Here is an 18,564-nt window from a genome sequence, read left to right on the forward strand (position 1 = left end):
AGCCTGCGACGAGGTACCGGCCGAGGACCCCTGCGACTGGCGCGAGGCATCCCCACCGCTGAGCACATCCACCCGCGACTGGATCGCCATATGATCCAGAATCCCGTTCGAGTCGGTGTACTTATCCTGCGAGACCAGGTTGCCGAAGGTCTGCTCCGGCGACTGCCCCAGCAGCGAGGCCAGCTCCTCCACCAGCCCGCGGGTTCCCGGCAGGTACTGGCCCAGGTGATGGCCGGCAGGCGCTGCAGAAGACTCGCCCGAGGCGTCGGCATCAGAGCCCGAGGACGAGGACTCCGAGCCGCCGGTCGAGGAGCCCCCGCCGGAGACCTCATCCACACGGCCCTGAACAGCCATGTGGTCCAAGACGCCGTTCGCGTCGGTGTACTTATCCTGCGACGCCAGGTCCTGGAAGGTCTGCTCCGGCGACTGCCCCAGCAGCGAGGCCAGCTCCTCCACCAGCCCGCGGGTTCCCGGCAGGTACTGGCCCAGGTGGTGCCCCGAGGCCGATCCGTCGCCCGGGCTCGCGGCCGCCGATTCGGAGGAATCGGTGCCGGCAGGTCGCGACGGGGTGACGTGCGGGTGGCGGACCCAGCCGGTCTGTCCTTCCACAGTCACCCGGACCATGCCGTTGACCATGTCGCCGGGCACCGAGGTCATCTCCGTGCCGGCGGAGAGCTGATCGATCACCGGCGCCGTGCTGCTCGCTCCGGAGCGCAGCGGGGTGTCCTGGGCGGTGAAGTACCCGCAGGAGCCGGGAGTGGAGATGTTCTGGACCTGCCCGGCGTCGCCCTTGAGGCTCACGCCCCGCTGGGCCAGCCACTGGGTCGGGTCCTGCGACTCGCCGGTCAGCCAATCACCTTCCCAGATCTCGACGTGCAGGTGCGGCGCGGTCGACGGGCCGGAGTTGCCGACCAGCCCGACGGTCTGGCCGCCGCTGACCTGCTGGCCGACCTGGACGTGCGTCGTGGCGTCCCACATGTGGTAGTAGGCGCTGTGCACCGTCTCGCCGTCGACCTGGTGGCGCAGCACCACATAGCCGGAGGTGTAGCGGGTCCCGCTGGAGGCCCGGACGACGGTGCCGTCGGCGACGGCGCGGATCTGACTGCCCTCCTCGGCGCCCATGTCCTGGCCGTGGTGGTACGTGGAGCCGCCCTGCACCGGGATGCAGCGCGCTCCGTACTCGGAGGTGTAGCGGTAGGATCCGGCGTCGAGCGGACGGTGGAACTGTCCGGCCTCGCGACTGGTGCGCAGGGCGACGCCGTCGAGGACGCCCGGGGCCGCCGTGGCGGTGTCGCCGGCGGAGCGCTGGGACCCGTCGCCGGTGGAGGGCGTCGACGGCGCGGCAGGGATCGCCTGCGCCGCCACAGAGTTCAGCGGCATGGTCAGGCCGACGGCGAGAGAGCCGACGATGGCCGTCGAGAGCTTATTCGGCACAGCAGATTCCTCACTAGACGTACGCGCGGCGCGCGTCCCCGTCCCCTTGAAGCTGCGGTCTCCGGACGACCCGCTCCGCCGGACCTCGTCGCGACCAGTGCTGGTCGTCGCCGGGGATGGGAGCCCCGGCGGCCGCCGCGGGAGGCGGCCGGCGATGAGTGGCGGCGCGGGCTCGGAGCCCCCGCTTCGCGGGCTTGCGTGACTCGTCCGGCGGTCCCTGCAGCACGATGGAACACCTGAGACAAGGCCGAACCCCGGCGAGTCGTGACTCACTGTACCGGGTCACGACAAGGTCACGGCAAGGAGAATCTGCGCAACGTTCGACCTCGGGTTCAACCCTCGGCCGCCGCGGCGGCCGAGCGACGACGCCGCATCCCAGGCCGGACATCCGGCCCGGCGCCTCCGGACGCCCCACCCTGGAGCAGGCCGCTGACCGGGAGGAAGAAGACCAGAGGGTGACGCGGTCGAGCCGGACGCCACTACCGCGGGACCCCCGTCGTCGGAGCCGCGCCACCCCCTGCGGTCGACCACTATTCCACCAGGCTCCGGCCCGTCGTGGCCTCAGCTCGGCACGCCGGCGATATCGTGACCGGAACGTGACCCGTGACCGCGGCCCGCGCTGATCGCGCCGCAGTCCACCACAGGAGAAGGGCAGAACGATGCATCTCATCCAGCACCCGGAACCTCGTCCTCGCCGGTCGTCGACCGCTCGCCGGACGGTCCTCCCCGCTGCACTGGTGGCGACGCTGCTGGCCGCCGCCGGCTGCGCCGTCGAGGAGCCCGAGTCGCCCTCCGCCGAGGCCTCGGCTTCCTCGTCCGCGGCTTCCTCGTCCGCGGCTTCCTCGTCCGCGGCCTCCTCGTCCGCGGCTTCCTCGTCCGCGGCCTCCTCCGCCGCGCCCTCCTCGTCCGGCGACGACTCGACCAGCCCCGGCGATTCCGCCGACGCGCCGGGATCGGACGGCTCCGGCGCCGTCGACGACGGCGGGAACCCCTCCGCAGACCCCGGCGAGCCGGGACTGCCCGCGCCTGAGGAGCTCGAGACCGACGGCCGGCAGCGCTCCGCGGAGCTGGGCGCCTACCTCTCCCGGGACGAGGCCTGCATGGCCGTCGGCTCCACGCTCGACGGACTGCGCGCCGACATGGACGGGGGCCTGCAGTCCGCCGAGGACCTGGCCGGAGCGCACGAGGCCGTCGAGCAGACCTACCGGATGGTCCCGGCGACGCTGCGCGACCCCTTCGCCGCCGTCGACGCGGCGCTCGGCGAGGATCCGGACTCGCTGGACCGGCAGGCGGTCCTCTCCGAGCTCGAGCCGGTGGAGGAGTGGATGGACCGGACCTGCGACGGCGACCACCCTTCGCAGGATGGGGGCGTCGTGCAGGACCAGCAGAGCTGACCATCCCGATCGACGGACGCGGCGAGCCCTGACTCCGGCTCCGACCCCGGATCCAGCGCGGGATTCTGCGCGAGATCCCAGGAAAGTCGCAGAGCATGCCCAGTACGCATGGACTCGGCGTCCAGTCCCTCGACCTACTGTGGAAAGTGCCTCTTCGAAGGTGCGAGTGATACGGCAGGCCCCGTGTCACGAGGATGCTCCCCTCCGTCCTCGTGGCGCGGGGCCTGTGCTGTGCCGGACGCCGCGCCGGGTGCGACTCCCCAGCCGAGCCGGCGCCTAGCCGCAGGGCCTCGCGCCGTCGGCGTCCCACGACGTCGGCTACGCAGGTGACGCAGGCTGACCGCACCGGCCGCGCTCCGGGTACGGTCGAAGCGGACCGACGCGACGCGTGCGTCGGCGCACGCCCGGGAGCACACCCCGGAGCATCCGTCGAACGACCCGGGAGGCCCCCATGACCGACTCCGCTGCCCACGCCGACGGCGCCCTGCGGCTCGACGGCGACCACGAGCGGATCGCCGCCTACTACCGTGACTGGGCCGCCGACTATGACCATGACGTGATGTCCGAGGGGTACGTCTCGCCGATGATCGTCGCCGGGCTGGCCGCCCTCGCCGTCTCCGCCGAGACCGGCCTCGACGCCCTCGACGCCGGCTGCGGCACCGGCCTGGTCGGGCGGATGTTGGGACAGCGTCGCCCCGAGGTGCGGCTGCACGGCGTCGACCTCTCGCCGGAGATGGCCGAACGCGCCGAGCAGACCGGGGCCTACGCCACCGTCGCCGGCGGCGTCGACCTGCTGGACTACGCCGCGGCCGAGGATTCGCCGCACTTCCCGCTGGTGCTCTGCTCGGGCACGCTGACGCTGGGCCATATCGGCATCGAGGGGCTGGACGCCCTGCTGGACCTGACCGAGCCCGAGGGGCACCTCGCCGTCAGCGTGCGCCGGACGCATTCGCTCGAGGACGGCTACCCGGCGCGGGTCGCCCAGCTGGCCGAGCAGGGACTGGTCGAGATCGTCAGCGAGCTGATCAATGCGCCGTATCTGGAGAACGGCGGCGCCGACTACTGGCTGCTCCGCCGCCTCTGATCCTCCGTCCGCGGGACAGGCCCCGGGGCCTGTCGCCTAGACTGGAGACATGCCCGAGACAGCCCCGACGTCGCCGGTCCGCGTGGACGCCTGGCTCTGGTCGGTGCGGGTGTTCAAGACCCGATCGGAGGCGACGACGGCCTGCCGCGCCGGCCATGTGACCATCGGCGGCGACCCGGCGAAAGCCTCGCTGAAGATCAGCCCCGGCACCACAGTGCGCGTCCGCCGCCCCGGCCATGAGATCGTGCTGGAGGTCGTCCACACCCACGCCAAGCGAGTGGGCGCCCCGGTCGCGCAGCGCGCCTACCGTGACCACTCCCCCGAACGGATCCGTCCGCGCGACGTCGGCCTGCCGGTGCGCCCGCGCGGCGCCGGACGGCCGACAAAGCGCGAACGGCGCCAGCTCGACCGGCTCCGCGGCGACTTCTGACCCCGCCCGGCCCGGCGACCGGCACCGCTCCCGTTCTCCACTCCCCGATGCCCTCGCGCAGGGCAGGAAGGCTGACCTCATGCCTGCACCCGAGATCCCCGACGACGCCCCCCGCCTCGACATCGGCCCCGCCGACGAGCTGCCCGAGGGCGAGGTGATGCGCGTCGACGCCGAGGACAGCGGCCACGACGGCGACATCGCCGTCGTCCATGCCGAGGACGGAGGATTCTTCGGACTGGACGACGAGTGCAGCCACGAGTCCGTCTCGCTCTCCGACGGCTTCGTCGAGGAGGACACGCTCGAGTGCCCGATGCACGCCTCCGCGTTCTGCCTGAAGACCGGCAAGCCCGAGACGCCGCCGGCGCTGACTCCGGTGAAGACCCACCTGGTCGCCGTCGAGGACGGCCGGCTCGTCCTGTACCCGGGAGTCCCGCATCCGGAAGCTCACACGAGCTGAGAGACCTGCCCGAGCGAGACCGTTCTAATCTTCCTGACCTGGGGCGATGATTCCCAGGAAACTCCCAGGTTGCGTCATGCCTCCCGTCAAGGTCGGCGCCTACAGTAGTGATCACCTCATCAAGGTGCGAGTGATCCGAGAGCCCCCGGGCCGACCGTTCTGAAGCGTCCCCCTCACGCTGGTCGACCCGGGGGTTCTCTTCTGCCCGGGTCCTGCGGCCGCCCGGCCACGACGCCCTCCTGACGATGACTCCGTGGAAAGCGTGGGAATGGACGCGCATTCCCACCCGTCCCGCCGAGTCACCCCGCCGTCACGCCGCGGGAGACGGCGACGCCGGGGCGCCGCGGGCACCCGCGGGACCAGCAGCGCGGAGAACAGCGCGCAGCCGGCGGCCGCGAGGAAGGCCGTGCGGGCGTCGGCGGCCTCGATGATCGCCCCGAGCGCGGATCCGCCGATCGTCTGTCCGGCGGCAAGCGCCAGGAAGGACAGCCCGACGCCGGCCGAGGGATGCGAGGGGTAGACCCGGGCGCCGGTGACCAGCAGCAGCCCGCTCATCGCGATATAGGCGACGCCGAAGGCCGCCGTCGCGAAACAGGCCAGCAGCGGCGAGTCCGGCCGCATCCCGAGCACCGCCGTGGCGGCCCCCAGCGCCAGGGCCGTGCCCGTCCAGGCGCGTCCGACGCCGACGCGCCGCGCCAGATCCTCCGCACCGGCGCCGAGCAGCCCGCAGAGCCCCAGCAGACTCCAGGCCAGCGTGGTGGTCGCCTCGTCCTGACCCCCGGCCTGGGTGAGCACGTCGCGGCCGAAGACCCAGACCGCCGCCGTCGTCGCTCCGACGACGGCGGCGGTGCCCAGCAGGCGCGGCGCGCCGGCGGGCAGCAGCGGACGCGGCAGCAGTCCCGTGAGGCGTTCGACGGCGCGACGACCCGCAGGCGCGGCGACGTCGGCGGCGGCCCCAGCGCGGCCGTGGCTCCGACCCTGCGGCACATCGCGAGCCACCCAGACGGTGGCGGCACCGGCGAGGACGGCGAAGACCAGCCAGGCCGCGCGCCACTGGTCGAGGGCGAGCAGCGCCGCCGGCCCGGAGAGCGCGACGCCGAGCCCGGTGCCGGCGTTGACCACCACCTGGGTGCGGTCGCGACGGGAGGCCGCGACCCGCGAGGACACCGCCTGGGCCATCGCCGGCGAGATCATCCCGGTGCTCAGTCCGCCGAGGATCACCCCGACGGCGAGCACGGACGGGTGGGGAGCCAGCCCGATCAGCAGCAGGCCCAGCGTGGCGCAGCACCCCGCCGCCAGCGCGACCGTCCGCCCGCCGAGCCGCGGGGCGAGCATCATCGCCGGGTAGATCGCCGCGCAGTAGGCGGCGTAGCTGGCCGACCCGACGGCCCCGACCTGCGCCGCGTCGAGGCCGAACTCCGCACGGAAGGCCGGGACGAAGAGTCCGTAGGCGAAGCGCGCCAGCCCGTAGGTCACCGCGATGATCGCCAGCCCGGATCCGGCGAGTCGCGCGGTGGCGGCGGCGTCCAGCGGTCCGGCCGAGCTGTCGTGCCTCGAGGCGCGCCCGACCGCACGGCCGGCCGCACGGCTGACGACGCGCGTCTCGACCGCCCCGCTCATCGCCGCACCGCCCGGGATCCGCGGCTCCCGGGCTTCCCGGCCGACCGGTGCGCCGTCGGGATCCCCAGCCAGGTCGCGCTCGCCGCGTCGACGCCGCGCCCGATCTCGCGCAGACCGTGCAGAATGGACCGCATCACGGACATGACAACCCCCTATACCGATCTGTGAAGTTCCGCGATCAGCGTAGGTATACAGATCAGTGAAGTCAAGGTATCCATGAACGACCAGACGATCGACGTCGACCAGCTCACCCCGGGGGCCCGCCAGGTCCTGGACGCGGCCTCCCGGCTGTTCTATGAGCACGGCATCCATGCCGTGGGCGTGGACGGCATCGCCGAGGAGTCCGGAGTCACCAAACGGACTCTGTACAACAACTTCGCGTCCAAGGACGCGCTGGTCACGGCCTATCTGCAGCACCGCCATTCCTCCTGGTGGCCCCGACTGCAGGAACGGATCGATGACGCCGCCGCGCCGCGCGCGTTGGCGCTCTTCGACGTCTACGCCGAGGACGCGCTGCACGTGACCCGCGGCTGCGCCTTCCTCAACGCAGCCGCCGAGCTGCCGACCGATCACCCGGCCTTCGCGGTCATCCGGCACCACAAGGCCTCCATCGAGGAGCTGCTGGCCCGTCTGGTGCGCGAGGACAGCCCGGAGGAGCCGACCCCGGACCAGCTCGGCAGACACCTGTTCCTGCTGCTCGAGGGAGCCTTCGCCCACCAGGGCGTGCGCGGCCGCCAGCTCATCACCGAAGCCCGGGAGATCGCCCGCAGCCTGCTGCAGTGAGCCCCGCCCCCGGCGATGAGCCCGCCCCTCGCATCACGGCGTCGCGCGGCGGATGAGCCCGTAGTCGACGCCGGCCATCACGACGGCGACCAGTCCGGACCAGCCCGCCGCGCTCAGCGGGGTCTGTCGACCGAACCAGCCCCAGAAGCCGTCCCACCCGACCGCCTGGACGGTCAGCAGGACGGCGACGACGGTCAGCACCGTCAGCGTCAGGAGCACCGCCCAGAAGCCCACCACGCCGAACCGCCGGTACAGCATCGTCGCCCCGAAGCCGATCAGCATCAGCATCAGCGCGACCGCCGCGGCCGTCAGCCCGGCGACCCAGAGACCGTCGGCGACTAGGAACGGCAGCGCATGGCTGTAGGTGTGCATTCCGAGACCGTCGGTGGCCTCTTCCAGAGCGGCCGCCGCGCCGAAGAGGAGACCGTAGCAGACCGCGATCATCAGGAAGACCAGCAGCGTGCCGAGCAGGTAGACCCGCCGGCTGAAGCTCAGCGCCAGCGCGAACGGGAAGGTGTGCGAGCCGGAGTAGGCGGCCATGAAGGCCAGACACCAGAGCGCGGCCTGACCGGATCCGGTGTACACCGGATCATCGGGGCCGGACCCGGCCGGCTCCAGCTGTGCGGCCCAGAGCCCGATGCCCAGCGACAGCGCCCAGGCGCCCCCGAAGACGATCAGCGGGATCCAGATGAGCTGCCGGTTGACCAGGTGCAGGCGGAAGGCCGCCGGCACCCGGGCCAAGGAGGAGGAGCGGTGTTCGGTCGCCCTCTCCGCCGATGCGGTCTGCGAGGCCATCTCCACAGTCATCACGCGTTCCTCTCGTGCTGCTCGCGCTGCCCGCTCTGCCCGTGCTGCTCCGCCTTGGACGTCAGGTGCACCACCAGCTGCTGCAGCGAGACCGGCAGCAGGTCCAGGTCCAGCTCGCCCGCGCGCCGTCGCTCGCCGTCGTCGAGCCCGCCGAGGACGGTGGTCCGCGCCGTGCGCCCCATGGCCTCGTGCTGCAGGACCGTCCGACCCGCGGTGAGCTCGCCGACGGCGTCGGCGCGGCCGACCAGCGTCACTGCACGATCGCGCAGCTGCTCGACCGGCTCGTCGAGCACCACCCGACCCTCGTCGAGGAGCACCACATGCTCGATCAGGTGGGCGATCTCGTCGATCAGATGCGAGGAGAGCACGATGGTCCGCGGATGCTCCGCATAGTCGGCCAGCAGCCGGTCGTAGAACAGCTGCCGGGCGACGGCGTCGAGCCCCATGTAGGGCTCGTCGAAGAAGGTCACCTCGGCGCGCGAGGCCAGTCCGATGATCACGCCGACGGCGGAGCGCTGCCCGCGCGACATCTTCTTGATCCGGGTCTTCTCCGGGACCTTGAAGTCCGCGGCGAGCTGCTCGGCGAACTCCTGGTCCCAGCGCGGGAAGGCCATCGCCGCCGCGGCGAAGGCGTGCGAGGCCCGCGCGTCGTCGATGTACTGCTGCTCCTCGCGGACGAAACAGATCCGCGGCAGCACCTGCTCGTTCTCATGCGGGTGCTGGCCGAAGACTCTCACGCCCCCGGAGCTCGGCCACTCCTGGGCGGTGATCATCGACATCAGCGTGGTCTTGCCGGCCCCGTTGCGGCCGAGCAGACCGTGGATGACGTCCTTCTCGAAGCGCACCGAGACGGCGTCCAGCGCCGTGGTGCTGCGGTATCGACGAGTGACCCCGTCGACCTCGATGACGGCGTTCATCTCCCCTCCCCTCCTGTACGACGCCGCGTCTCGGCGTCGTGACTGTCCCTGCCGGTCAGCCGGCTCCCCGACCGGGCACTCCGCGCGCCCGGATCAGCTCGACGACGGTCTCGACGTCGAGGCCGAGGACTCCCGCCTCGGCGAGCATCGGCGCGATGTGGTGGTCGGCGAACTGCCGGCGCCGCTCGGCGCGGAGCACCTCGCGGGCGCCGTCGGCGACGAACATGCCCAGCCCGCGCCGCTTGACGAGGATGCCGCGGTCGACGAGCAGATTGATGCCCTTCGCCGCCGTCGCCGGGTTGATCCGGTGAAAGGCGGCGAGCTCGTTCGTCGAGGGGGCGCGCTCGCCCTCCTCCAGCGTCCCGTCCAGCACCGAGGCCTCGACCTGCTCGGCGATCTGCACGAAGAGTGCCCGCCCCTCGTCCACGGACCCGACCCTCCGATCGCTCGACTCCACCACCTTCTGTGGTTCATTACTCCACTAATGAACCACAGAGGTCCGACGGCGTCAACACTCCTCTGTTCCGCTCGCGGATCGAGTGGCCACGCGTGACGAGAGTGGAACGATTCAGGCCGCGTTCGGAGGCTCGGACGTCGTCACAAGTGGCCACTCGACGCCGGGGCCCGCGACGGCGAGGCGGACGTGATCCGTGTCCTGTGCAGAGTCATCGCGCCTGCGTAGGATGAACGGCATGAACGGTGACTCTGTGGAATGCTGGCTGACCGACATGGACGGCGTGCTCGTCCGGGAGAACGACGCCCTGCCGGGCGCCGCCGAGCTGCTCGAGCAGTGGCGCCGCCAGGACTTCCCGTACCTGGTGCTGACCAACAACTCGATCTTCACCGCCCGCGACCTCAGCGCCCGCCTGCGGCACTCCGGCCTCGTCGTCCCCGAGGACCGGATCTGGACCTCCGCGCTGGCCACGGCCACCTTCCTCGCCGGACAGATCGACCATGAGCACAACGCCCAGGGCAGCTGCTACGTGGTCGGCGAGGCCGGGCTGACCACTGCGCTGCACGAGGCCGGGTTCATCATGACCGAGACCGACCCCGACTTCGTCGTCGTCGGCGAGACGCGGAACTACAGCTTCGAGGCGATCACCAAGGCCGTGCGGCTGATCAACTCCGGCGCCCGCTTCATCCTCACCAATCCGGACGCCACCGGCCCCAGCCCGGAGGGCGTGCTTCCGGCCACCGGCGCGATCGCCGCGCTGATCACCAAGGCCACCGGCCGCGACCCCTACGTGGTCGGCAAGCCGAACCCGATGATGTTCCGGTCGGCGCTGAACCACCTGGGCGCACACTCGATGCAGACGGCGATGATCGGCGACCGCATGGACACCGACATCGTCGCGGGCATGGAGGCGGGCATGCACACCATCCTGGTGCTCAGCGGCCTCTCCGACCGGGCGAGCATCGCCGAGTACCCGTTCCGCCCGAACCGCATCATCGACGGCGTCCACGAGCTCCTCGACGAGCCGCTGGGCGCCGACGACGACGTCGACCCGCGCGGCTCGGCCTGAGGCCCCGCCCGACCCGCCGTCCGCTCAGCAGTCCGGCCGCCTGACCCGGCGCGCTCACCGGCGGCGGATCAGTCCCGCGCCGCGGAGCCGGAGGAGGTCAGCGCCGGGATCCCGGCATACTCCGGCTCCCGCCGCTCCTCGTCGGCCTCCGGACCCGCGCCGGGAGCCTGCGGCCCGCCGTCGGCGTCCGAGCCGCCGGATCCGGGCGAGCCGCCGTCGCCGTCGGCGTCGAGCGCACGACGCTCCAGCGCCGCCCCCTCGACGTCGACGTCGGGCAGCAGCCGATCCAGCCAGCGGGGCAGCCACCAGGCCGCCCGGCCGCAGAGGGTCAGCAGCGCCGGCAGCAGGAGCAGCCGGACGACGAAGGCGTCGAGCAGCACGCCCAGCGCCAGGCCGAGTCCGATGGACTTGACCATCGGGTCGTCGGTGAAGATGAATCCGGCGAAGACCGAGCCCATGATCAGCGCCGCGGCGGTGACCACGGAGCGGCCGGCGTGCAGGCCGCGGCGCACGGCCACCTTCGGCGAGGCGCCGTGGACATAGGCCTCCCGCATCCCCGAGGCGGTGAACAGCTGGTAGTCCATCGCCAGGCCGAAGAGGATGCCGGCGGTGAGGATCGGCAGGAAGGTCAGGATGGGGCCGGGCTCGGTGATGCCGAAGACCGGCTGCATCCAGCCCCACTGGAAGACCGCGACGACGCCGCCCAGCCCGGCGGCGTAGGAGCCGACGAAGCCGAGCGTCGCCAGCACCGGCAGCAGCAGCGAGCGGAAGACCACCACCATCAGCACCAGCGACAGCCCCACGACCAGGCCCAGGTACAGCGGCAGGGCGTCGGCGATGACCTCGGAGATGTCGATGTTCGCCGCCGTCATGCCCGCCACGGAGAGCTCGACGCCGGAGACGTCCGAGCCGTCCAGCAGCACGCCGTCGCGCAGGTCGTGGACGAGCTGCTCGACCTCCTCGGAGGCCGGGCCCTTCTCCGGGATCACCTGGAAGGCGGCGACCGCGTGGTCGTCGTCGACGGCGGCCGGGACCGCCGCGGCGACCTGGTCGTCGGCGCGCAGCGCCTCGCCGATCGCGATCTGCTGCTCCTGCGCTCCGGCCTCGTCGAGACCGTCGGGCAGGTCGGCGACAGTCAGCAGCGGGCCGTTGCGCCCCTCGCCGAAGGCCTCCTCCATGGCGCTGTAGGCCTGGTAGGAGGTCGACTCGGCCGGGTCGGAGCTCGCGTCGGGCAGCCCCAGACGCATCGAGCCCACCGGGATGGCCATGACGGCCAGCGCGAGGACGGCGACGACGCTGATCAGCGCGGCCCGGCCGGTCGGCATGGCGGCGGTGATCGGCGTCCGACGCCGCGTGCCGATGCTGCGACGCTCACGGCGGCGCAGGATGTGCCGGCCCACCAGCGAGAGCACCGCCGGGGTCATGGTGATCGCCATCAGCACCGCCACGGCCACGCACGCCGCGCCGATCGAGCCCATCAGGCCCAGGAAGCCGATGCCGGTGACGTTCAGCGCCAGCAGCGCGATGATCACCGTCGCGCCGGCGAAGAGCACCGCGTTGCCGGCGGTGCCGGTGGCCAGCGCGATGGATTCGCGCAGCTCGAGGCCGTCCTTCAGCTGGGTGCGATGCCGGTGCAGGATGAACAGCGCATAGTCGATGCCCACTGCCAGGCCGAGCATCAGGCCCAGGATCGGGGTCACCGACATCATCTCGACGAAGCCGGAGAGCGACAGCGCCCCGGCGACGCCGATGCCCACGCCGATCAGCGCGTTGACCAGCGGCAGCCCCGCACCGACGAAGGTGCCCAGCATGACCAGCAGCACCACCGCGGCGATCATCAGTCCGATCGCCTCCGTGGGACCGAAGAGCGCCGGCATCTCCATGTCCAGGTCGCCCGAGGGCAGCACTTCGACGCCTTCGATGTCGGCGGCGGTCAGCACGTCGGCGACGTCGGAGAGGTCCCCCATGCCGACTTCGGCCATCGCCTCGGTGAAGCTGATGCTCAGCACGGCGACGTCGCCGTCGTCGGAGACCATCGACACGCCGGAGGCCAGGTCCATCATGGCCTCGCCGCGCGCCAGCTCGTCCTGGCCGTCGGCCAGCTCCTCGGCGCCGGAGTCCAGCTCCTCCGCACGGGAGTCCAGCTCCTCGCGCTGGGCGTCGAGCTCCTCCTGCTGCTGGGCGAACTGCGACTGCATGGCCTCGTAGGAGCCCTGCTGCTGCGCCCCGTCGATCGCGGCGTCGAGCTCCTCCTGGGCCTGGTCGAGCTGCTCGCGGCCCTGCTCGATCTGCTCGCGGCCGTCGGAGATCTCCTCGCGCGAGTCCTCGATCTCGGTGCGCGACTCGGAGAGCTGGCCCTGCTGCTCCTGACGGTCCTGCGCGGCGGCGAAGGGATCGGTGACGCCGTCCACGGCCTCGACGGACTCGACCTCCTCGGCGAGGTCGGCGACGGCGTCCTGCTGCGCGTCGGTGAAGGCCTCGCCGTCGTCGGTGCGCAGCACCGCCGTGGCCGAGCCGCCGGAGACGTCGGGCAGCTCGTCGGCGAGCCGGTCGGTGACGCGGGTGGTCTCCAGGTCGGGCAGCGAGATCTGATCGGTCAGCTGCCCGCCGAAGGCCAGGAAGGAGGTGACCGCCAGCGCCAGCACCGCGAGCCAGGCCGCGATGACGGTCTTGGCGCGACGGGCGGCGAGCAGTCCGAGTCGATGCAGCAGAGCAGCCATGGGCGGCAGCCTCCGGGGACGAGGTTGAGGCACGGAACGGGACGGTCGAGCGACCGCCGCACCCAGCCTAATACGGCCCGATGCGTCTCGGAAATCAATGTCAGAGAGATCACACCGCCGCACCGCGGAGCAGCGAGACCCTCCTGCCGTCCCGCGCCCCGTGCCTCGGGATCCCGCGACCCCGCGCCGCTCAGCGCAGCGTGGAGTCCAGCACCGTGTCGACCAGCGAATGCGCCCAGTTGTCGCCGGGGCGTCCGGTGGAGACGATGCGCAGCAGCAGCGGATCGGTCAGCGCCGCGGACATCGCCTCCGGCACCGTCTCCTCCCGCAGCCGTCCGGCGGCGCGCTCGGCGGCGATCCGCTCGACCAGCGGGGTGTCCTCCCAGAACCGCGTGGTGGCCAGCAGCTCCTCGTCGGCCGCGCCCGGAGTGACCAGCGCCTGCATGATGCTGCGCGCCATCCCGACGGCTTCCTCAGTGAAGACCAGCTCCAGCGTGTCGTCCATCCACTGGTGCAGGTCCGCGCGGAGGTCCCCGGTGTCCGGCAGCGGGGCGAACTCCATGCGCATATGCCCGGCCAGCAGGGCCTCCAGCACGACGGCGGCCTTGCTCGACCACCAGCGGTAGATGGTCTGCTTGCCCACGCCGGCCTCGGCGGCGATCCGCTCGATGGTCAGCGAGTCGTAGCCGACCTGCTCGACGTCGAGCAGCCGGGCGACACTGGTGAGCACCGCCTGATGCGAGGCGACGCTGCGCGGACGGCCGCGACGTGGAGCCTGCTCCGCGTCCACGGCGTCGGGGGCGGAGGAGCCGGCGCACGCGGCCGGGTCCGGGTCTCGAGTCTCGGTGCTGTGGTCGGTCACGCCGGCCATCGTACCGCCGCGGGGAGAGCCGCCACGGGCAGCCTCGCCCGGCGCTCGCCGGCGACTGCGCCCTAGACTGGATCCATGCCGCATCCACGAGATCCTCGAGCCTCCGACGAGGGATCCGCCCACGACGTCGTGGTCCAGCCGCGCCGCGCCTCCTGGGGCACCGTCGTCGCGGGCCTCTGCATCGCCCTGACCGGCGTCCTGCTGATCGATCCGGAGGGCTGGTCGGTGTGGATCTCCATCGTCCAGATCCTCATCGGCGCGGCGATCACCGCCGACGGCGTGCGCCACCTGATCCGCCGGCGCCGACTGCTCGGCGAGGGGCGAGCCGTCGATGGGTGAGCCGCCGGTCGTCCGCGCGCCCGTCGCCGCCGCCGATCTCGGGGCCGACGGACTGCCCGAGGACCTCGCCGTGGCGCTCTTCGCCCGACTCCGCCCGACGGACGCGGAGGCGACGCCGGCGGCGCTGCTGGACAGCAGCGACCACGCGACCTCCGGGGCCGGGCCGCGCAGCCGGCGCAGCATCATCGCGCTCTCCCGCGGCCCGCACGCCGTCGACATGCGCCACCGCGACGGCGTGACCGTCGAGACCACCCCCGACGGCGAGCACCGCACCGAGGAGGGCTTCTTCGCCTGGCTGCGCCGTCGCTGGCCGCACGCCCGCACAGCCGCCGAGGAGGCCGGAGACGCCGGGGACCCCGGGGGCGCCGACGACGACTCGCCGGACTTCGCCCTGGGCTGGGTCGGCTGGCTGGGCCACGAGCTCTGGCACGAGCTCGCCCCGCGGCCCGGGCACGGACCGACTCCCGCCGTCGCCGGACGCTCCGCCGCGCCCTCCGCCGAAGATTCCGCCGAGGCCGCCTCCGGGGCTCCGGCCGAGCCCGAGCCCGACGCTGACGACGCCCGGCTCTTCCGCGCGACGCACGCCGTCGTCGTCGACCATGCCGCCGGCACTGTGGAGCGACAGAGCCTCGGCGAGGACCCCGACTGGACGGCCGCCGTCGACGCCGCCGTCGCCGAGGCCGTCGCCGCGGCGCGGCCCGCCGACCGCAGCCCCGGAGGGGACGACGCGCCCGGTGTGCCGCCGACGGTCGCCGAGCTCGCCGTCCGCGACGCGCGCACCCGCCATCTGGCCGCGATCGACGCGGCGCTGGCCGAGATCCGCGAGGGCACAACGTACGAGGTCTGCCTGACCACGGCGGTGACCGGCCGCCTGACCGCCGGCGCCGACGGGACCCTGGACGTGCTGGGCCTGTATCGCCGGCTGCGCACGGCCAACCGGGCGCCGTTCACCCAGATGCTGCGCTTCCCCGGCGCCGACCGCGCGGTGGATCTGCTCTCCACCTCGCCGGAGCGCTTCCTGAGCCTCTCCGCCGGCGGCACCGCGCGCACCGAGCCGATCAAGGGCACGCGGCCGCGCGGCGTCGACGCCTCCGAGGACGCAGCGCTGGCCGAGGAGCTGGCCGCCCACCCGAAGGACCGCGCGGAGAACGTGATGATCACCGATCTGGCGCGCAACGACCTGTCGATCCACGCCGAGCCGGGCACGCTGCGCACCGAGCGGCTCTGCGCGATCGAGAGCTACCCGACGGTGCATCAGATGGTCTCGACGGTCAGCGCCCGCGCGGCCGCGGGCGTCGCCCATGCCGACGTCGTCGCCGCCGCCTTCCCGCCCGGCTCGATGACCGGGGCGCCGAAGCTCTCCACGCTGGAGATCCTCGAGCGGCTGGAGACCGGCCGACGCGGCCCCTACGCCGGGGTGGCGGGGTATTTCAGCACCACAGGCGCCGCCGACCTCTCCGTGCTGATCCGCACGCTGGTGCTGGAGCACGACTCCGCACCGGGATCAGCGCGGATGCATCTGGGCCTCGGCGGGGCCATCGTCGCCGATTCGGATCCCGCCGCGGAATGGGAGGAGATCGTCGCCAAGGCCGCGGGCGTGCTCGGCACGCTCGGGGTGGACTTCCCCGGGTGACCGGAGCGGGCCGGCGCGGGAGCGGGGGCGTGCTCAGCCGAGCAGGCCCGGGTGCTCCTCCAGGGCCGCCCGCTGGACCTCCAGGGCCTGGTCGAAGGACTCGCGGCTCAGTCCCACGCTGGAGATGCTCAGCACGTGGTGGCCGAGGTCCGCGGTGACGGAGAAGCCGTCCACCCGGGAGGAGACGGTCCCGTCCGTCGACGCGGCCGGGGACTCGCCGTCGGCCCCCCGCTCCGGGGCCTGGACGGCGCGGCCGCGGTCGTCGATGGACATCGACAGGCCGCGGAAGGGTCCCTCGGCGAGCGCGCTGAAGCTGACGCCGTCGTGGCGGCTCTCCAGCGAAGTCCCGTCGCAGGCGGCCAGGACCTCGTCCCAGACCTCGCCCCGGGAGACGGGACGGTCGTAGGCGAGCATCCAGACGTGGACAGTGTGCTCGCCGGCGTCGTCGGTCACTGTGGCCTCGCGGTAGACGCCGTCGACCGGTGCCTCCCCGACCAGGCGCTCGTTGACCGTGTCCATCTGCCGGGCGCAGGCCTCGTCCTCGCCGAAGCTGCGGCGATAGGCCGTTCCGGTGATGCCGATGTTCTCCTCGAAGTACTCCAGGCCGGCGCGCCGGACGATCTCGTCGGCGGCGAAGGGGTATTCCCCCTCCCCGAGGAGCACCTCCTGCATCTCCTCCCGGTCCAGCCGCACCGCGGCGACGTCCTCGTCGCCGGAGGCGGCCGCGTCGCGCGCGACCCCGCCCGAGGCATCGGTGGCCACTGCGGCGTACGGGTCGCGCGAGCCGGTGCTGGAGTCGTCCCCGGCGACGGCGGAGCAGGAGGAGAGCGCGAGGGCCGAGGTCAGCGCGACCGCGCACACCAACCGTCGCCGCGACGGAGCAGAGTCGCCCCCCGAGCGCGGGTCTGTGCTCATCGTCTCTCCGGATGGGATGCAGTGCGGTGATGCGGAGCGCCGGCGCCCGGTGCGGCGCGACGGCGATCCCGTCCAGCTTAGCCCATCGTCGCAGGCCGGAGGGCTGCGCCCGAGGCGGGGGCGGGGCTCACTGCAGGGCGGAGGTCAGTCGGAAGACGTTGTCCAGGTAGCGCACGTGCCAGGGGCGGTTCGTCCAGTCGTGCAGCGTCAGCAACGAGGAGACCGAGCGGTATCGGGCGAAGACCGTCTCCAGCTCGCGGACCTTCTCCGGATCGACGATCATCAGCGTGACTTCGAGGTTCAGCGAGAACGACCGCATGTCCATGTTCGAGGACCCGATGACGGCGACGTCGTCGTCGATGATCATGAACTTCGCGTGCAGCACGTCCGGATCCGGATACCGGTGGATGCGCACTCCGGCCTCGAGCAGCTGCTGGTAGTAGGACTGCTGGGCGTGCTGGACCATGAACTGGTCGGCCTTCCGCGAGACCATCAGCGTCACGTCGACCTCGCGGTGGGCGGCGTTGGTGATCGCGTAGAGCAGCGAGTCGTCGGGCACCAGGTAGGGGGTGCAGATGATCACCCGCTCGGTGGCCTGGTAGATGAGGTCGTTGAACAGTCGCAGGTTGTTCTCGTCGGGGAAGCCGGGACCGGAGGGCACGACCTGCACCAGCGAGCCGCCCGAGGCCCGCTCGTCGGCCGCGACGTCGACGCGCAGCATGTCGCCGAGGCTCTCGCCGGTCTCGGCGTACCAGTCGGAGGCGAAGACGATGTCCAGACCGGTGACCGCCGGACCGGTGAGCACTGCGGTCATCTCCACCCAGCGGCGGCCCATCCGCGCGGCCGCCGGGCGCTGGTAGTGCGGCTCGATGAGGTTCGCCGAGCCGGTCAGCGCGGTCCTGCCGTCGACGACGACGATCTTGCGGTGGTTGCGCAGGTCGATCCGGGAGAACCGACCCCGGAACGGCCGCACCGGCAGCACGCGGTGCCACTGGATCTGTGATCTCCGGAGCCGACGGACCAGCCGCCGGTAGCCGTGCACGCGCATGGTGCCCAGGTGGTCGTAGAGCAGCCGCACGGTGACGCCGCGCTCGGCGGCACGCTCCAGCGCGTCGAGCACCGGGCCGGCGTACTCCTCGTCGTCGCCGACGATGTAGAAGAGCACATGGACATAGTCCTCGGCGGCGTCGATGCTGGCGACCATCCACTCGAAGGCCTCGCGGTAGTCGGGCACCAGCCGGATCCGATTGCCCTCCTGCAGCGGGAAGGCTCCGAGATTGCGGTTCAGCGCGGCGGTGGCGCCGAGCTGCGCGTCGTCGGCGCGCAGCTGGTCGGAGAGGTCCATGTGGCTGGTGATCTCCAGCAGCTCCCGATTGATCCAGGCCTGGCGCTCCTGACGCTTGGCGGAGAGCTTGTTGCGGCCGATCAGCAGGAACAGCGGCAGGGCCACCACCGGGATGAAGAAGATGGCCAGCAGCCAGGCCATGGCCGTGTTGGGACGCCGGTCGTCCGGCACGATGCCCAGCACCGCCAGGCGCACGACGATCTCGAGGACCACGAGCATCGCGAATATCCAGTCGGCGAGGCCCTCCAGGCCCAGCACGCTCAGCGGCCACAGCACAGTGACTGCTCACCCC

At 72.3% G+C, this 18,564-nt stretch carries 17 protein-coding genes; 8 read left to right on the forward strand and 9 right to left on the reverse strand.

The annotated features are described in order from the left end of the window. Positions 1-1,434, reverse strand: a 1,434-nt coding sequence (locus GCL72_RS08930) for a peptidoglycan DD-metalloendopeptidase family protein (protein WP_153144375.1), incomplete at its 3' end; no start/stop codon positions are given. Between the two features lie 659 nt (positions 1,435-2,093). On the opposite strand from GCL72_RS08930, the gene GCL72_RS08935 reads away from it, so the two are divergent. The 4 genes from GCL72_RS08935 to GCL72_RS08950 all read left to right on the forward strand — a co-directional run bounded on the left by GCL72_RS08935 (position 2,094) and on the right by GCL72_RS08950 (position 4,799). Continuing rightward, a complete protein-coding gene (locus tag GCL72_RS08935; RefSeq protein WP_153144376.1) occupies positions 2,094-2,828 on the forward strand; it encodes a hypothetical protein in 735 nt (244 codons plus the stop codon). Positions 2,829-3,279: 451 nt separating this feature from the next. Continuing rightward, entirely contained in the window at positions 3,280-3,912 is a 633-nt protein-coding gene (locus GCL72_RS08940; protein WP_153144377.1) for a class I SAM-dependent DNA methyltransferase, read from the forward strand. A 49-nt stretch (positions 3,913-3,961) separates the two neighbouring features. Then, complete coding sequence (locus GCL72_RS08945) at positions 3,962-4,342, forward strand: RNA-binding S4 domain-containing protein (RefSeq protein ID WP_153144378.1); 381 nt, start codon at positions 3,962-3,964, stop codon at positions 4,340-4,342. A gap of 79 nt (positions 4,343-4,421) precedes the next feature. Next, positions 4,422-4,799: a non-heme iron oxygenase ferredoxin subunit gene (locus GCL72_RS08950; RefSeq protein WP_153144379.1), complete on the forward strand. Its 378-nt coding sequence runs from the start codon at positions 4,422-4,424 to the stop codon at positions 4,797-4,799. A 111-nt stretch (positions 4,800-4,910) separates the two neighbouring features. On the opposite strand, the gene GCL72_RS08955 is transcribed toward GCL72_RS08950, so the two are convergent. Then, positions 4,911-6,419, reverse strand: coding sequence for an MFS transporter (locus GCL72_RS08955; RefSeq protein ID WP_246161108.1), 1,509 nt, complete (start codon positions 6,417-6,419; stop codon positions 4,911-4,913). Positions 6,420-6,635: 216 nt separating this feature from the next. Here GCL72_RS08955 and GCL72_RS08960 point away from each other — a divergent pair, with 216 nt between their 5' ends. Further along, positions 6,636-7,202 carry a TetR/AcrR family transcriptional regulator gene (locus GCL72_RS08960; RefSeq protein WP_153144380.1) on the forward strand — a complete coding sequence of 189 codons (567 nt, stop codon included), beginning with the start codon at positions 6,636-6,638 and terminating at the stop codon, positions 7,200-7,202. A 33-nt stretch (positions 7,203-7,235) separates the two neighbouring features. On the opposite strand, the gene GCL72_RS08965 is transcribed toward GCL72_RS08960, so the two are convergent. From GCL72_RS08965 to GCL72_RS08975, 3 genes are read right to left on the reverse strand one after another with little or no spacing between them, the layout of a single operon-like run. Beyond that, on the reverse strand, positions 7,236-8,009 hold the full coding sequence (locus GCL72_RS08965) for a hypothetical protein (protein WP_153144381.1): 774 nt from the start codon (positions 8,007-8,009) through the stop codon (positions 7,236-7,238). Beyond that, positions 8,009-8,926: an ATP-binding cassette domain-containing protein gene (locus GCL72_RS08970; protein WP_153144382.1), complete on the reverse strand. Its 918-nt coding sequence runs from the start codon at positions 8,924-8,926 to the stop codon at positions 8,009-8,011. Before GCL72_RS08970 ends, GCL72_RS08965 begins: the two co-directional genes overlap by 1 nt. Positions 8,927-8,981: 55 nt before the next feature. After that, a complete protein-coding gene (locus GCL72_RS08975) occupies positions 8,982-9,353 on the reverse strand; it encodes a GntR family transcriptional regulator (RefSeq protein ID WP_153144383.1) in 372 nt (123 codons plus the stop codon). A gap of 265 nt (positions 9,354-9,618) precedes the next feature. On the opposite strand from GCL72_RS08975, the gene GCL72_RS08980 reads away from it, so the two are divergent. Next, positions 9,619-10,449, forward strand: a complete 831-nt coding sequence (locus GCL72_RS08980; RefSeq protein ID WP_153144384.1) for an HAD-IIA family hydrolase — start codon at positions 9,619-9,621, stop codon at positions 10,447-10,449. A 68-nt stretch (positions 10,450-10,517) separates the two neighbouring features. Here the strand turns inward: GCL72_RS08980 and GCL72_RS08985 are convergent, their stop codons facing one another. Beyond that, a complete protein-coding gene (locus tag GCL72_RS08985; protein WP_153144385.1) occupies positions 10,518-13,169 on the reverse strand; it encodes an MMPL family transporter in 2,652 nt (883 codons plus the stop codon). 190 nt (positions 13,170-13,359) lie between these two features. Then, on the reverse strand, positions 13,360-14,031 hold the full coding sequence (locus GCL72_RS08990) for a TetR/AcrR family transcriptional regulator (protein ID WP_170289608.1): 672 nt from the start codon (positions 14,029-14,031) through the stop codon (positions 13,360-13,362). 84 nt (positions 14,032-14,115) lie between these two features. Between GCL72_RS08990 and GCL72_RS08995 the strand changes: the two genes are divergently transcribed. Further along, complete coding sequence (locus GCL72_RS08995) at positions 14,116-14,379, forward strand: hypothetical protein (RefSeq protein WP_153144387.1); 264 nt, start codon at positions 14,116-14,118, stop codon at positions 14,377-14,379. Further along, the gene (locus GCL72_RS09000; RefSeq protein ID WP_153144388.1) at positions 14,372-16,012 is read left to right on the forward strand and encodes an anthranilate synthase component I family protein; all 1,641 of its coding nucleotides are present in this window, start codon (positions 14,372-14,374) and stop codon (positions 16,010-16,012) included. Before GCL72_RS08995 ends, GCL72_RS09000 begins: the two co-directional genes overlap by 8 nt. A 33-nt stretch (positions 16,013-16,045) precedes the next feature. Here GCL72_RS09000 and GCL72_RS09005 read toward each other — a convergent pair whose 3' ends face one another. Next, on the reverse strand, positions 16,046-16,927 hold the full coding sequence (locus GCL72_RS09005) for a hypothetical protein (protein WP_153144389.1): 882 nt from the start codon (positions 16,925-16,927) through the stop codon (positions 16,046-16,048). 127 nt (positions 16,928-17,054) lie between these two features. After that, positions 17,055-18,548: a cardiolipin synthase gene (cls, locus tag GCL72_RS09010; protein WP_153144390.1), complete on the reverse strand. Its 1,494-nt coding sequence runs from the start codon at positions 18,546-18,548 to the stop codon at positions 17,055-17,057. Between the last annotated feature and the right edge of the window lie 16 nt (positions 18,549-18,564).

Origin of the sequence: Nesterenkonia halophila (assembly GCF_009467795.1) — a bacterium.
GTDB classification, from domain to species: Bacteria; Actinomycetota; Actinomycetes; order Actinomycetales; family Micrococcaceae; genus Nesterenkonia; species Nesterenkonia halobia.